This is a genomic window from Duganella zoogloeoides (assembly GCF_034479515.1).
GTDB lineage: Bacteria > Pseudomonadota > Gammaproteobacteria > Burkholderiales > Burkholderiaceae_D > Rugamonas > Rugamonas zoogloeoides.
Genome location: NZ_CP140152.1, coordinates 3,156,301 through 3,170,872, shown reverse-complemented (window position 1 = coordinate 3,170,872; position 14,572 = coordinate 3,156,301). Strand labels below are relative to the sequence as shown.

Sequence of the window (14,572 nt, the reverse complement as noted above, 5' to 3'; positions counted from 1 at the left end):
GCGCAGCAAGTCAGACGGCCGGCTGCAATGCCGTGGCGCGGATGTCGGCCACGGTGTGCACGCCGGCCAGTTGCATGGTCATGCTCAATTCGCGGTTGAGCAATTCCAGCACCGACCGCACGCCCTGCCAGCCGCTCAGCGCCAGTCCGTAGATGACGGGCCGGCCGATCGCCACCACGTCGGCGCCGCTGGCGAGGGCCTTGAATACATCCTGGCCGCGCCGCACACCACTATCGAAAATGATCGGCACACGTTGATTCACCGCCTTGGCTACCGCCGGCAACACGCTGAAGGCGCCGGGTGCGCCGTCAAGCTGGCGTCCGCCATGATTGCTCACCTGGATAGCCGCTGCGCCCGCGTCGATTGCCAGCAGCGCATCGTCCGGATGGTTGATGCCCTTGACGATCACCGGCAGGCCGCTTTCGCGGATGGCAAATTCGATGGTCTTGCGGTCCAGGCGCGATTCGAATGTCCTCCGCGCGAGCGGAATCGGGGCGGCCGGATCGTCGCCCAGCAGGTTGCCCGGCTGGAGCGGGAACTGGAACCGTTGCCGCAAGCTGTCTTCACGATTGCCAACCACGGTGGTATCGGCCGTGAGCACGATGGCGCGATAGCCGGCAGCCCTGGCCCGCCGCAACAGTTTGGCGCTGTAGGCGACATCTTGCAGCATGTAGAGGTGGAACCACTTGGGACCGGCCGCTGCCGCCGCCACCTGCTCCAGCGCGAGCGTCGAGACCGTGCTCACGCCAAGAATGGTGCCGGCCGCCGCCGCGCCGCGCGCGGTCCCGGCTTCGGCGGTGATGTGGGCCAGCCCGTGCGCGGCCACCGGCGTGATGATGATGGGCGAGACGATCGCGGTGCCGAGTATCTGCGTGCGCAGATCCGGCGCCGTCTTGCCGGACAGCACGCGCGGGACGATCAACTGGCGATTGAAGGCGTTGCGGTTTTCACGCAGCGTCCATTCGTCGCCCGCGCCGCCGGCGATGTAACTGAACGCGCCAGGCGCCAGTACCCTGGACGCCCGCGTCTCGATGTCGATCAGATTGATCAGGTCGAGCGGCGCTTCGGTCCGGCTGACGATGAATTCGCCGGGCGAAGTGGCGGCAGCCGGGGCCTGACCGGGGCGGGCCAGGGCCGGCTCCGCTTGCAGCGACGTTGCCGCCACCGCCGGCAGCGCGGCCAGCGTCGCAGTTGACGTGACGGCCCTGAGCAGGTCGCGGCGGGTGCTGTTGGTCATGGAAGGTATCCTTTTTGAGCGTGATGCCGCCGATTGTAGGGCGTGCACAATTATGCAAAAAGGAATTATTTATTATAGAGATATATGAATATCATGCATGATGCATCCGAGGCGGCTGATTTGCGGTGTGTACCGCTTTACTGCGATTTTTTTTGTAGACATGGAATAACTAATCTTGGCATATTACAATGACGGCCTCATGGCCTTGCCGATCTTATTCCCCATTGTTTATGAAGCCGCTGCGAAGAACCGACCACCTGATGGCGCAACGTGTCGATGTTGCAATTGTTTTCCGCGACATGCTCGGGCTGGAGGATGCTGCCGCCTACATGGCCCGGTATGACTTCCCGGAGCACGTGGTGCAGCGTGTGCTGAGCGGGTTGGCTGTCACCCGCATCGATGGCGGGGAGCTGGTCGAGTATGCGCCGAGCATGCCCACGGATGCCGGCCAGTAGGCTGTATGCGCGGTACAGCCCACTCCGCGTACCCTGATTTTGTCTTGCCGAGCTTGCGTTTTCACCTGGCTTGTTTTTAGCAAGTTTGATTGTTGTCAATTCCCGGCTATTTCTGTCTGCCTACAGTGTGCGTGGCGTTGGGTGAGTCGTGCTGTTCACCTCGCGTGGCAACAGGTCACCCGGCGTTAGCGCAAGCGTCCGCTTGCGTTCAACCTGCCTGGGAGATTCACGATGCATCAAACCTGGACCATCCAACCCCTTCTGCAACAACGCGCCATGGCGGTTGCTGTTGCCGGCGCTGCTGCCGGCGCGCTGGCGGCAATGTTTTCATCATCGCCGGCCACGGCCGCCGCCACCGGGCCGGCCGCATCCGCCGCCCCGGCCATCACGCCGGCCGGCACCGTATACAGCATCATCAACCTGGGGCCGGACAGCGGCGGCACTGCCTTGCTCAACGAACGGGGCCAGGCCGCGTTCAATTCCTTCAACTACCACGGTGGTACCAACGGCTATTTCGACGGCGACCGCATACGCGAGATCGGCACGCTGGGGGGCAGCTACACCGAGATTACCGCCCTCAACAACCAGGGCGTGGTGGTGGGCAGTTCGGAAGATGGCGCCGAACGCAGCAACGTGCTCGGCTTTACCTGGACTGCGGCCGGCGGCATGCGCGCGTTGCCCGGCACTTCGGTGGCCAGCGCGGAAGCCATCAACGACCTCAACTACATTGCCGGCCTGAATGCGGAAGTCGGCATTTCGGCGCGGGCAGTGCGCTGGAATCCCGGCGGGGCCATCACGCCGCTGGGGCCCCGGCCCACGTCGCTATCCGAGGCGAGCGCGATCAACCAGCTCAATGTCGCTACCGGTTTTGCCGATTCCGCCAGTGGAACCATCAACGCCACCTTGTGGGACGCCAGCGGCAAGCCGACCAACCTGGGCACGCTGGGCGGCAGCCGGGCGTTCGGCTTCCATATCAATGCGCGTAGCGAAGTGGCTGGCCGGTCCGACATTACCGGCAACACGCGTGAAATTGGCTTTTTCTGGCGCCGTCTCGGTGGCATGCTGCCGATCGACGGCGGCGGCCCGCTCACCGATGTGGCCGACCTGAACGACCGTACCGAGGCGGTCGGCTACACCTTGCGCAGCGACGAGCGCCTGGTTGCCTACAAATGGACGCCCACCAGCGGCCTCACGCAATTGCCCAGCCTGTCGTTCAGAGACGCCGTGGCCAGCGCTATCAACAACGGCGGCGACATCGTGGGATCGGCGCAATTACCGGTGGGGCAGGGCTATGCCGCCTCGCGGGCCGTGCGCTGGGGCGGCGTTACCACCCCGATCGACCTGAACGCGCGCCTGTACCGCGCGCCAGCCGGCCTGATCGTGCATTCCGGCCATGCCATCAACGACGCTGGCGTCATTCTGGCCAATTCGAACGCGGGCCTGGTGATGCTGCGGCCCGGCACGCGCGGCACCGACGCGCCGGTGCTGGGACCGCTCGCCACCTTGCCGCGCTCGGTGGAACTGGGCCAGGACCTCACGCTCACGGTCGGCTTTGCCGACAACTCCGTCACGCAAACCCACAAGGCCAGCGTGGTGTGGACCGACGGTTGCCCGTCGCCGGCGCCCACCGTGCGCGAGGCGGCCGGCACCGGGCAGGTGACCCTGCGCCATCGCTTCTGCGCGGCCGGCTTCCACGCGGTGCGCCTGCGTGTGACGGACTCGGGCGGACGTTCCACCGAGTTGCTGCAGGACGTCACGGTGGAAGATCCCGCGCAGGCATCGCTGAGCGGCGCCGGCACGCTGCATGCCGGCACCGCTGCCACCGGGCGCACCACCAGCGCCGCGCCGCTGCGTTTTTCGCTGTGGGCGCCGCTGGACGGCGCCAGTCAGCGTGCCGGTGCAGCGGGAGTGATGCTGAGCGGACCATTCCAGTTTCGCAGCGAGCAAGTGACCAGCGTCAGCCGTGAAGGCCCACTGGCCCGTGTAAGTGGCACCGGCCGCTTCAACGGCCGAGCCGGCTATCGCTTTATCCTCGAAGCACAGGACGGCGGCAGCCAGAACGGCGCCACCGATCGCCTGCGCGTGCGCATCACGCACGTGGATGCGACCACCGATACCGACGTGGTCGATTACGACAACGCCGCGCCAGCCAAGCTGCGCGCGGCTACCCCCGCGCGCGACCTCAGCGCGGTGGCCGACGGCAGCCTGACGCTGCAGAACTAGTCGATTCCATTTGGTAATTAGCAATATTGGGCGGGCGTCTGCGCAGAGTGCGCCAGCGCACGCCCAAGGGCGGCCACGCGACAACCGCTCAATGCCGGGGCCGGTAGAATCGTTGCTACACCGTGGCCAGCCTTGCCGCTGTCGCCATTTTTCCCGAACATCACGTCAAAAGGATATACCTTGAGCGAACATAACCAACGCATCCTGCTTGCCAGCCGCCCGGACGGCAAGCCTGCCCCCGAGCATTTCAAGTTCGACTCGGTACCGGTCGGTGAGCCCGCCGACGGCCAGGTGCTGCTGAAAGTTCTCTTCCTGTCGCTGGACCCCTATATGCGCGGCAGGATGAATGCCGGCAAGTCGTACGCCAAGCCGATAGAGGTGGGCGATGTCATGGAAGGCGGCACGGTGGCCCGGGTGGTCCGGTCACGGCATCCTGATTTTGCCGAGGGCGACGTCGTGCTGTCCTATTCGGGCTGGCAAAGCTATGCCGTGGCCGATGGCGCCACCGTGCGCAAGATCGATGCGTCGGCCGCGCCGGTCAGCACCGCGCTTGGCGTGCTCGGCATGCCCGGGTTTACCGCCTACGCCGGTCTGCTGACCATCGGCCAGCCGCAACGCGGCGAGACCGTGGTGGTCGCAGCGGCCAGCGGGGCCGTGGGGTCGGCCGTCGGCCAAATTGCGAAGATCAAGGGTGCGCGCGCGGTCGGTATCGCGGGCGGTGCGGACAAGTGTGCGTTCCTGCGGGACGAACTCGGCTTCGATGCCGTGGTCGATCATCGCGCGCCGGATTTCGCGGCCCAGCTCGAGGCCGCATGTCCGCAAGGGATCGACGTCTATTTCGAAAATGTGGGCGGACATGTCTGGGACGCCGTCTTCCCGCTGCTGAACGACTTTGCACGCGTGCCGGTATGCGGTCTTATCGCGCAATACAATGACACCGCGCCGCGTCCCGGCCCGGACCGTCTGCCGGGCGTGATGCGCGAAATCCTGAGCCGCAGCCTGCTGATACGCGGATTCATCCAGCGCGAGTTCGTGGACCAGCGTCCGGCGTTCGAGCGCGAGATGGCGGCCTGGATAGCTTGCGGCCAGGTCCGCTACCGCGAGGATATCGTCGATGGCCTGGAGGCTGCACCGCAGGCCTTTATCGGCCTGCTGGAAGGGCGCAACTTCGGCAAGCTGATCGTGCGCGTCGGCGAGTAGCTAGCTTATTGCCTGCGCACGCTGCGCCGGGCGGCGCCTGGTCCGGGCAACCATGCCGAGTACACCCAAGCCCAGGCCCAGCTGTGCGGCGGGGGGCAGCTCCGGCACAGCGCTGAGCGGCACCACCTCGATATCGAAGCGGATCGCGTCGAATTGGATCTGGCCGGAGAAAGCAGGAAGCTGCCCGGTCATGATTTCATAGACCAGCAGGCGGCCATACAGTCCCGAGGCGACCGAGGTGTTGGTCGCGTACGTCAGCGTGGTGCCGCTGTCGGCGAGGTCACCGTCGTGGCCTGTGCCCACGAGGTCGGAGTCGAACATGCCGCAGCGCTGGCACCGCGGCACCAGCACGTCGAACGACAGCGCGATGTTGGCGTTGCCCGTCCCATTGCCCAGGTCGTACGTGGCGCTCAAGATGGCATTCATCTTGCCGGTCAGGGCGTAGTTGGTGGGCGCTTCCAGCTCAAACACGCGCTTGTCGATCCACATGCCCGCGCCGGCTGGCGTGGGCAAATACAATGCATTGTAAGGAAAATCGTAGGTAATGGTGTGGGCCTGGCTTGCAGGGACAGTGCCTGCGGTGGCAACGCCTGCGCTGGTGGCGATCAGGGCGGGGAACAGCAGTTTCGGCAGTAGGTATTTCATGTTTATCCTCGTGGCATTGGTGACATGGCGACCGGGGCGATAGCACGAGGATAATACATGTAATAAATATAATTATGCAGGATTTAACACTTCTTGGCGCTGATTGAGCCACTCCAGCAACACTGCACTCTCCAGCGGCCGGCTGTACAGGTAGCCTTGCCCCTTGTCGCAGCCCTGGGCATGCGCCACATTGGCCTGCTCCACGGTTTCGATGCCTTCCGCCACCGTGGTCATGCCCAGGCTGCGGGCGACCAGCACGGTGGCCTCGATCAGTACCTTGTGATGGGCGCTGCTGGCCGCCAGGCTCACGAACGAGCGGTCGATCTTGACCGTGTCCACCGGCAGCAGGTGCAGGCTCGACAGCGACGAATAGCCGGTACCGAAATCGTCGAGCGCCAGTTTTACACCGAGTTGCTTCAGATCCAGCAGTTGCTGCTGGATATCCGCCCCTTGCGCGGCCAGGCTCTCGGTGATTTCCAGTTGCAGTTGCGCGGCCGGCATGCCGCTGGCGGCCAGGATCGCGGCCACCTGGTCGCACAGGCCGGGCTGGGTCAGCTGCGCACGCGACAGGTTGACCGCCAGCAGGCGTGGTGCGCGATCGCCCAGCGCGCGCTGCCAGGCGACGAAATCGCGGCACGCCGTGGCCAGCACCTGCGAGCCGATCGCATTGATCATGCCGGTCGATTCGGCAATGCCGATGAAATCGACCGGGCCGACCAGGCCGCGTATTGGGTGGCGCCAGCGTACCAGGGCCTCCACGCCGGCGCCCGGGTCCATGCGGCCGTCGGCCAGCAGGCCCACCACCGGCTGGTACACATTGAACAATTCGGCGCGCTCGATCGCCAGGCGCAAGTCCGCTTCCAGGCTGCTGCGCAGCAGCGCCTGTTCGCGCATTTCCTGCTCGAACGCGACCATGCGGTTGCCGCCCTGCGATTTGGCCACGGCCATCGCGATGGCGGCGTCGCGCAGCAGGTCGTCGGCGTCCTGCACACCGGTTTTCAGCACTACCAGACCCAGGCTGAAGGTCAGCGACAGGTCCTGCTCGCCCACGCGATAGGGCCGGCCCAGGCGCTGGAGCAGGCGGCCGGCGATGCGCTCGACCACTTCCGGCGCCGGCAAGCCGTCGAGCAGTACAGCAAATTCGTCGCCGCCCACGCGGGTGGCGGTTTCCACGGCCAGGCCGCTGCCGGGGCGCCCCCCCGCGCGCAGCGTGGTGCGCAGGCGCTCGGCCACCAGCGCGATGACCTGGTTGCCTACCGCGTTGCCGAGCGTATCGTTGACCTGCTTGAAGCGGTCAAGGTTAAGCAACAGCACCGCGCAATGGTCACCGCTGGCGGCGCGCTCGCGCGTGGCCATCTTGCGCAGCAGCGTCAGGGTGCCGGCCCGGTTCGGTAGCTGAGTGAGAGTGTCCAGCTGTGCCGCGCTGGCCAGCATGCGCTGCTCGCGCACCACCTCGTGGGTGGCGTCCAGCAGTACCGCCATCAGACGGTTGTCATCGAGTTTCAGCAGGCCGAGCGACAGCACGTTCGGCCCCTCGGCGTGGCCGTGGGTAGCTTCCACGCTGATGCGGCGGCCTTCGCACACCACGCCCTGCTGGTCGGAAAAGTCGGCGCACAGTTGCGGCAGATCGGGCGCATGGCGGCGCAGCACGTGGAAAAAATTCTCCATGTCGCCGTCCGGCGCCAGCGGCATCAACAGGCGCGACGCCATCGGGTTGAGAATCTCGATGGCGCCGTCTTTCTGCAGCTGGATCAGCGCCACCGGCGCCCGGTACAGGAACTGGATCAATGCCTCGTAGGCCAGGTCGCCTTCGCTCATGCTTGCTCCGCTGGCGGTGGTTCCCAGCATGCCACCTGGTTGCGGCCGCGCCGCTTGGCCGCGTACAGGGCCTCGTCGGCGCGCTTGATCAGGCCGTCGAAGCCGTCGAGCGTGTCGTCCATCACCGCCACACCGATGCTGATCGAATACGTAATCGGTTGCTGCTCGTAGCTGGCGGGGGTGCGTTCCACCTCGGCGCGCAGGCGCTCGGCAATGGCCAGCGCATCGTCCAGCGCCACCGACGGCAGGATGATGGCGAATTCCTCGCCGCCGATGCGCGCCAGCACGTCCACCTGGCGGCACACGCTGCGCATGGTGCGGGCCAGGTGGGACAGGACCGCGTCGCCGGCGGGGTGGCCATGGCGGTCGTTGATGGCCTTGAAGTGGTCCGCGTCGATCACGATCAGGGCCACCGGACGCAGCGCTTTTTTGCGGCGCGCCAGTTCCAGGTCGGCCGCCTCGAAAAACGCGCGGCGGTTCGACAATCCGGTCAAATGGTCGCTGTAGGCGGCCTTGCGCAGGCTTTCGCTGGCGTCGCGGCGGTCGGAGATATCGCGGATGATCATGCAGTAGGCCGGTTCGTCGTCGGCCTGTGGGGCAGGGGGCACTGTCTCGCCGTCGCGCACGGGCAGTGGCGAAATCATGGCGCTGCCCCAGAACTCGGTGCCGTCGGCGCGCAGGCGCAGGCCTTCATCGAGAGTCCAGCCGTTTTCGTCGGCCTCGCGCAGGCGGTCCAGCTGCTGCGCTTCGGTGGTGGCGCCGTCGGGATAAAAACGGGCGTAGTGCTGGCCCTTGATGGCGGCCGAGGCATAGCCGGTCACGCGCTCGATGCTCTCGTTCCACGACTCCACCCGGCCCTGGCGGTCGAGGCACACCAGCGCATAGTCGGTGATGTTGGTCATGATGGCGTTGAGCCAGGCATCGGTCTTGCGCAGCTGCCGCTCGCGCCGGTCTTGCGCGGTAACGTCGGCCAGCACCGCCATCAACCGGTCGGCATTCAGCTTGAGCATGCTGAGCGACATCACCTGCGGCCCGCCGCTGCGGTCGTCCGCGTGCACATACAGGCGCACTGCATCGCAGATCGTTCCTTGCGGCGCGGCGAAAGTGGCGCACTGCTGGCGCAGGTCGGGCGCAACCGGCGCCAGCGCCTCGAACAGGTTGGTCAGCCCGCCGTCGCGGCTGAGCGGCATCAGCAGCTGCGCCGACACCGGGTTGAGCATCTGGATGGCGCCGTCGGCGGCGAGTTGCACCAGGCCCACCGGCGCCATGTACAGGAACTGCAGCAGCGCTTCGTATTCCTGCGCTTGTTCGTGCGCGATATCGTCGCCGGCGGTGCTCACGAGCGCTGTACCAGCACGTAGGCCAGCGGGGCGCCGGGCTGGTATGCCAGGCGCAGCTGGACCTTGGTGGGGCGCATGCGCAAGGTCAGCACATAGTTGATGGTGTCGTCGAGCGCGACGTTGTCCGCGCGGGCGTCGGCAAAGCGCTGGGCCACCATGAAATTGTTCATGCAGGGCGCCACGGCCAGGAACAGGTCCTGGCCCAGTACCCGCCCGGCGCGCAGCCCGGCCGCCTGTGCTTCGAAGCTGTTATAGCGCTGAACCAGGCCAGCGGCATCGAAACCGATCACACCGAAACCCAGGTCATCCAGCGCCGTGGCATCGCTGTGTGCGAGCAGGGCGGCCAGGTCAGGCTGATCAAAAGGGATTGCGGCATGCAGGGTCATTTCGGTTTCCTAAGGTACGGGCAAAAGCAAGGATAACATTTACTTAGAGCAATTTACCACCGTGGTCCCATCCGTTATGTGCGCTAACTAGCATTGGCGTGAGGAAACTCACATCTGCATGCGATCGTGCACAGATTTGCTCAAGGTCGTGAGTGTTTGTTACGCGGAAGCGATTAGCGGTAACTTTTGCCCTACCATCCACGTATTGATATATTAGTGTTTAAGCACCGCAGAGTGCTTCTCATCCAACCAACGGAGACCGTATGCCACGCATTTCCCCCGGCGCGCCCCTGCGCCTGAACACTCTTGCCCGCGCCACCGCACTGGCCCTGACCGGCCTGGCCGCCCATTGTTCGCTGCACGCCCAGGAGGCCGCCGCCAAGCCGGAGGAGGGACTGCAAACCGTGGTCGTCTCCGCGCAAAAGCGCCTGCAGTCGATGCAGAACGTGCCGGTGGCCGTCAACACGGTGGACTCCCGCGCGATCGAGAACCAGCAGATCATGGAGTTTTCCGACCTGACCCGCGTGGCGCCGTCGATGACGCTCAATCAAAACCCGGGCAACAACACGATTTCGCTGCGCGGCATCGGCACTTTTGCCTACAGCACCGGCATCGAGTCGGCAGTGTCGGTGATCGTCGATGACGTGCCGGTGATCCAGCAGGCGCAGGCGTTTTCCAACCTGTCCGATGTCGAGCGCATCGAAGTGCTGCGTGGTCCGCAAGGCACGCTGTTCGGCAAGAACTCGTCGGCCGGCGTGATCAACGTGGTGACCAGGGCGTCGGCCGAGACGCTCGAAGGCAGCGCCCAGGTCACGCTCACCAGCGATGGCGAACACCGGGTGGAAGCGTCGATCTCGGGCCCGCTGAGCGAAGCTGCCGGCTTTCGCCTGAACGTGTACGGCAACCAGCGCGACGGCGAAATCACCAACCTCGCCACTGACCACGACCTGAACGGCGATCGCGGCAAGGGCGTGCGCGCGCGCCTGGACCTGAAACCGGCCGCCGGTGTCACCGCCAGGATCATCGCCGACTACAGCATCCGCCAGGTGGAAGGCCCGGTGACCACCATGCGCTCGGTGCCGCCCGGCTCGCGCCAGCAGGGCGTGGCGCCGCTGGAGCCGGCCCTGGTCGGCGTCAACGTAGGCCCGGAAAACCGCAGCGTGCGCATGGACACGCCAGGTTTCAACCGCAACGAAGCCGGTAGCCTCAGCGCCAGCATCGGCTGGAAGCTCGACCGCCACACGCTCAACTCCACCACCACGTACCAGGACTGGCGCAACACCGTGCTGGCCGACTTCGACTTCAGCAATGTCGATCTGCTGGCCGCGCTGACCAATAATGTGCGCCACGGCGGCGTGTCGTTCACCAGCCCCACCAGGTCGCGCATGTTCACCCAGGAGCTGCGCCTGACCTCGAACGGCGACGGCGTGTTCAATTACCTGGGCGGCTTGTACTATTCCAACTCCGACACCAACCGCAAGTTCGATCGCGGCCCGGTCCTGTCGGTCGCGCGCTGGGACGCCAGCAACGGCAACCGCACGCTGGCCGCGTTCGGCCAGGCCGACTACAAGCTCACCGACGCCACCCGCATCAATGCGGGTGTGCGGTACAACCGCGAAAAAATCGACGTCGATTACACCAACCTGGTGCCGACCGCGCAGCCGCGCTACGTTGGCGAGAACACCGACACGGCCACCACCGCCAAGCTGGCGCTGCAACACGACCTGGACAAGGCCATCATGGTGTACGCCTCGTACGCGACCGGCTACAAGGGCGCCGGCTACGATATCTCGTCCGGCTTCGATGCCACCCGCGTACGGCTGCCGGTGGCGCCCGAAAAATCCAAGGCGATCGAACTGGGCCTGAAAAGCCGCTTCCTGCAAAACCGCGTGCAGTTGAATGCCACCGCGTTCCAGACCGACTACGACGACTTCCAGGCGCAGTCGTCGCGCATCGATCCGTTGACCAACATCCGCCAGAACGCGGTGACCAACGTGGGCGAACTGCGCACCAAGGGCGTGGAACTGGAACTGACGGCCAAGCCGATCAACACCCTGATGATCGAAAGCTCGCTCGCTTACGTGGATGCCAGGATCCGCTCCATGCCCAACGGCTTGTGTTACCCGGGCCAGACCGTGGCGCAGGGCTGTGTGCGCGTGGGGACCGCCTCGGTGCAGGACCTGGCAGGCAAGCGCCTGTCGAATGCGCCCAAGCTGAAATTCACGCTGGGCGGCACCTATAATTTCGGTTTCGGCGAGTCGGGCTACAGCGGCGTGGCCAACCTGAATTACCAGCACCAGTCGGCCGTCAACTTCGACCTGGGCGTCAATCCGCTGACGGAACAGCAAGGCTATGGCATCCTCAACGGCAGCATCGGTGTATCGAGCCCTGACCGTAACTGGAAGGTCACGCTGTTCGTCAACAATCTGCTGGACAAGAGCTACAGCAGCTTCATCGGCGACCACTACAACTTCTACAACGGCAGCCACGTGCTGATGCAATACCTGCCGCGTAATTCGGAGCGGTACGCGGGCCTGCGGGTCAAATACGAGTTCTGACGCTTGCGTAGTTATTGCATATTAAGTCAATAATATGCAAAGATGGCGGCATGGAAAAATCATCTGCCATCCCAGCCTTCCCGCCAGCCTGGCTGGACCACGCCGGCCAGCGCTATCGCGTGGTCGATCTGCCGCAATTGCTCGGCGACGATCTGCCACGGTTGCCCGTCGTGCTGCGCCTGCTGCTGGAGAACGTGGTGCGCCACACGGGCGGCGACGAGCGCGATGCCGGGATGGCGGCCATCGTCGACTGGCTGGCACACGGCACCAGCGCGGCGGAAATCGCCTTCCAGCCGGGCCGCGTGCTGATGCACGACACCACCAGCACGCCGGCGCTGGTCGATATCGCCGCCATGCGCGATGCGCTGGCCGAAGCGGGCTTAGATCCCACCGTGCTCAATCCGGGGCTGCCGGTCGATGTGTCGGTGGACCATTCGCTGGCGGTGGAATTTTTCGCCCGGCGCGACGCGGTGCAGCGCAACCTGGCGCTGGAACTGTACCGCAACCGGGAGCGCTACAGCTTCCTGCGCTGGGCAGGGGCGGTAATGCGCGGCGTACGCATCCACCCGCCCGGCACCGGCATCATGCACACGATGAACCTCGAACAGCTGGCCACCGTGGCCCGCGCCGAAGTGCGCGACGGCACGCTGTGGGCCGTGCCCGACACCCTGATCGGCACCGACAGCCACACCCCGATGATCAACGGCATCGGCGTACTGGGGTGGGGCGTGGGCGGACTGGAAGCGCAGACCGTCATGTTCGGCATGCCCACCATGCTGCGCGTGCCCGACGTGATCGGCGTGCGTCTGACCGGGCGCCTGCCGGCCGGCGCGACCGCCACCGACCTCGCCCTGGCCGTTACCCAGCGCCTGCGCGCGATCGGCGTCTCGGGCGAGTTCGTGGAGTTTTATGGGCCCGGCGTGGGCGCGCTGACCGCCGGCGAGCGCTCGGTGGTGGCCAATATGGCGCCCGAATACGGCGCGTCCAGCGGTTACTTCCCGATCGACGAACACACGCTGGCATACTTGGGCGACACCGGCCGCGCGCCCGCTGCGGTGGCGCTGGTGGAGGCGTATGCCAAACGCGTGGGCCTGTGGTACCAGCCTGACAGCGCGCCGCGCTACACGCGCACGATCGACGTGGCGCTGGACGCGATCTCGATGCACGTGGCCGGCCCGCGCCGTCCACAGGACCTGCTGTCGTACGCGCTGACCGGCACCGCACTGGCGAAGCTGGCGTTTGCTCCAAAGCCGGAGGCTGCCGCGCAGTTCCCCGGCATGCCCCGCCACCCGATCGCGATAGCCGCCATCACCAGCTGCACCAACACGTCCGATCCGGCGCTGCTGGTCGCCGCCGGCCTGGTGGCGCGCCGCGCGCGCGCGTTGGGATTGACCGTTCCATCCTGGACCAAGACTTCGCTTGGTCCCGGCTCGCCCGCCGCCGCCGATTACCTCGCCCGCGCCGGCCTGATCGACGACCTGGCGGCGGTGGGGTTCGACATCGTCGGCTTCGGCTGCACCACCTGCATCGGCAATTCCGGCCCGCTCACGGAACCGATCCAGCAGGCCCTGCGTGCCGGCGCCATCCACCCGGTAGCGATGTTGTCGGGGAACCGCAACTTTCCCGGCCGCGTCCATCCCGACCTGGACCTGGGCTTCCTGATGTCGCCGCCGCTGGTGGTCGCCTTTGCGCTGGCCGGCAACGCCGGGGCGGATTTGAGCTGCGATCCGGTGCAGCACCGCGCCGACGGCACGCCGGTGTACCTGGGTGACCTGTGGCCCACGCCGGCCGAGGTGGCGCAGGCGCTGCACGCAGGCGCCCGGGCCGACGATTATCCGCGTGCGTTCGCGCTGGCCAGCGAGAATCCGCTGTGGCATGCGCTGCACGTGCCGACCACGGCGCGCTTTCCGTGGGACCCGGCATCCACCGCGCTGCGACGGCCGCCGTTTGCCGCCATCGACGAGGGCAGCCAGTTGGGCCGCTACAGCGCGTATCCGCTGCTGGTGGTGGGCGACGACATCACCACCGACCACATCTCGCCGGCCAGCGGCATCCCGAAAGACAGCTTTGTCGCCGACTTCCTGGTGGCGCGCGGCGACGACCGCGACAATCTGAACGTCTTTGCTTCGCGGCGCGGCAACTGGGAAGTGATGCTGCGCGCCGCCTTTTACAGCAAGACGCTGCGCAACCTGCTGGCGCCCGATGCACCCGTCGCCAACACCTTGCACGTGCCCAGCGGCGTGGTGGCGCCCATCTTCGAGGTGGCGCAGCAGTACCGCGAGGCGGGCGACCCGGTGGTGCTGGTGGCCGGTGAGCGCTATGGCACCGGTTCGTCGCGCGACTGGGCGGCCAAGGGCCAGCGGCTGCTGGGCATCCGCAGCGTGCTGGCGGTGAGCTTCGAACGCATCCACCGCTCCAACCTGATCGGCATGGGCATTCTGCCGTTGCGGCTGCCTGCCGGCGTCAACCCGGCCACGCTGAAGCTCGCACCCGGCGACCGCATCGAGATCGACGCCCGGCCCGAGCTGATCGCGCCGCGCTGCCCGGTGGCGGTCAACATCGTGCGCGCCAGCGGCGCAATCGAACGGTTGCAGGCCACGGCTGCCGTGGAAACCCGGCTGGAAACCGCGCTGCTCAAGCATGGCGGCGTGATCCCGTTCATCCTGCAGAAAACCATCGCGCAGCAACGGGGCCAGGAATTCTGCTAGCC

10 protein-coding genes are annotated in these 14,572 nt (G+C 66.0%); 5 read left to right on the top strand and 5 right to left on the bottom strand.

Going from position 1 to position 14,572, the window contains the following annotated elements:
• Positions 1-10: 10 nt before the first annotated feature.
• Positions 11-1,237, bottom strand: a complete 1,227-nt coding sequence (locus tag SR858_RS13940) for an alpha-hydroxy-acid oxidizing protein (protein ID WP_019924266.1) — start codon at positions 1,235-1,237, stop codon at positions 11-13.
• A 230-nt stretch (positions 1,238-1,467) separates the two neighbouring features.
• Here SR858_RS13940 and SR858_RS13935 point away from each other — a divergent pair, with 230 nt between their 5' ends.
• The 3 genes from SR858_RS13935 to SR858_RS13925 all read left to right on the top strand — a co-directional run bounded on the left by SR858_RS13935 (position 1,468) and on the right by SR858_RS13925 (position 5,115).
• The gene (locus SR858_RS13935) at positions 1,468-1,692 is read left to right on the top strand and encodes a hypothetical protein (RefSeq protein ID WP_154820114.1); all 225 of its coding nucleotides are present in this window, start codon (positions 1,468-1,470) and stop codon (positions 1,690-1,692) included.
• A 231-nt stretch (positions 1,693-1,923) separates the two neighbouring features.
• Positions 1,924-3,915 carry a hypothetical protein gene (locus SR858_RS13930; protein ID WP_154820116.1) on the top strand — a complete coding sequence of 664 codons (1,992 nt, stop codon included), beginning with the start codon at positions 1,924-1,926 and terminating at the stop codon, positions 3,913-3,915.
• Positions 3,916-4,095: 180 nt separating this feature from the next.
• Complete coding sequence (locus tag SR858_RS13925) at positions 4,096-5,115, top strand: NADP-dependent oxidoreductase (protein WP_019924269.1); 1,020 nt, start codon at positions 4,096-4,098, stop codon at positions 5,113-5,115.
• On the opposite strand, the gene SR858_RS13920 is transcribed toward SR858_RS13925, so the two are convergent.
• From SR858_RS13920 to SR858_RS13905, 4 genes are all read right to left on the bottom strand, one after another.
• The gene (locus tag SR858_RS13920) at positions 5,116-5,760 is read right to left on the bottom strand and encodes a hypothetical protein (protein WP_019924270.1); all 645 of its coding nucleotides are present in this window, start codon (positions 5,758-5,760) and stop codon (positions 5,116-5,118) included.
• Positions 5,761-5,832: 72 nt separating this feature from the next.
• Positions 5,833-7,578 carry a putative bifunctional diguanylate cyclase/phosphodiesterase gene (locus SR858_RS13915; RefSeq protein ID WP_019924271.1) on the bottom strand — a complete coding sequence of 582 codons (1,746 nt, stop codon included), beginning with the start codon at positions 7,576-7,578 and terminating at the stop codon, positions 5,833-5,835.
• Positions 7,575-8,918, bottom strand: a complete 1,344-nt coding sequence (locus tag SR858_RS13910) for a sensor domain-containing diguanylate cyclase (protein ID WP_019924272.1) — start codon at positions 8,916-8,918, stop codon at positions 7,575-7,577. The genes SR858_RS13915 and SR858_RS13910 overlap by 4 nt, the downstream gene beginning before the upstream one ends.
• Positions 8,915-9,304 (bottom strand): hypothetical protein, encoded by a 390-nt coding sequence (locus tag SR858_RS13905; protein WP_019924273.1) that lies wholly within the window; start codon positions 9,302-9,304, stop codon positions 8,915-8,917. Before SR858_RS13905 ends, SR858_RS13910 begins: the two co-directional genes overlap by 4 nt.
• A gap of 263 nt (positions 9,305-9,567) precedes the next feature.
• On the opposite strand from SR858_RS13905, the gene SR858_RS13900 reads away from it, so the two are divergent.
• Together SR858_RS13900 and acnA are read left to right on the top strand one after the other, a co-directional pair.
• Positions 9,568-11,862, top strand: a complete 2,295-nt coding sequence (locus SR858_RS13900; protein ID WP_019924274.1) for a TonB-dependent receptor — start codon at positions 9,568-9,570, stop codon at positions 11,860-11,862.
• A 50-nt stretch (positions 11,863-11,912) separates the two neighbouring features.
• The gene (gene acnA, locus SR858_RS13895) at positions 11,913-14,570 is read left to right on the top strand and encodes an aconitate hydratase AcnA (RefSeq protein ID WP_019924275.1); all 2,658 of its coding nucleotides are present in this window, start codon (positions 11,913-11,915) and stop codon (positions 14,568-14,570) included.
• The last annotated feature ends 2 nt before the right edge of the window (positions 14,571-14,572 follow it).

Excerpts from the sequence above, each read along its gene's own strand:
- SR858_RS13940 (WP_019924266.1), bottom strand. The coding sequence starts at position 1,237 with ATGACCAACAGCACCCGCCGCGACCTGCTCAGGGCCGTCACGTCAACT.
- SR858_RS13935 (WP_154820114.1), top strand. The coding sequence starts at position 1,468 with ATGAAGCCGCTGCGAAGAACCGACCACCTGATGGCGCAACGTGTCGAT.
- SR858_RS13930 (WP_154820116.1), top strand. The coding sequence starts at position 1,924 with ATGCATCAAACCTGGACCATCCAACCCCTTCTGCAACAACGCGCCATG.
- SR858_RS13920 (WP_019924270.1), bottom strand. The coding sequence starts at position 5,760 with ATGAAATACCTACTGCCGAAACTGCTGTTCCCCGCCCTGATCGCCACC.
- SR858_RS13915 (WP_019924271.1), bottom strand. The coding sequence starts at position 7,578 with ATGAGCGAAGGCGACCTGGCCTACGAGGCATTGATCCAGTTCCTGTAC.
- SR858_RS13905 (WP_019924273.1), bottom strand. The coding sequence starts at position 9,304 with ATGACCCTGCATGCCGCAATCCCTTTTGATCAGCCTGACCTGGCCGCC.
- SR858_RS13900 (WP_019924274.1), top strand. The coding sequence starts at position 9,568 with ATGCCACGCATTTCCCCCGGCGCGCCCCTGCGCCTGAACACTCTTGCC.
- acnA (WP_019924275.1), top strand. The coding sequence starts at position 11,913 with ATGGAAAAATCATCTGCCATCCCAGCCTTCCCGCCAGCCTGGCTGGAC.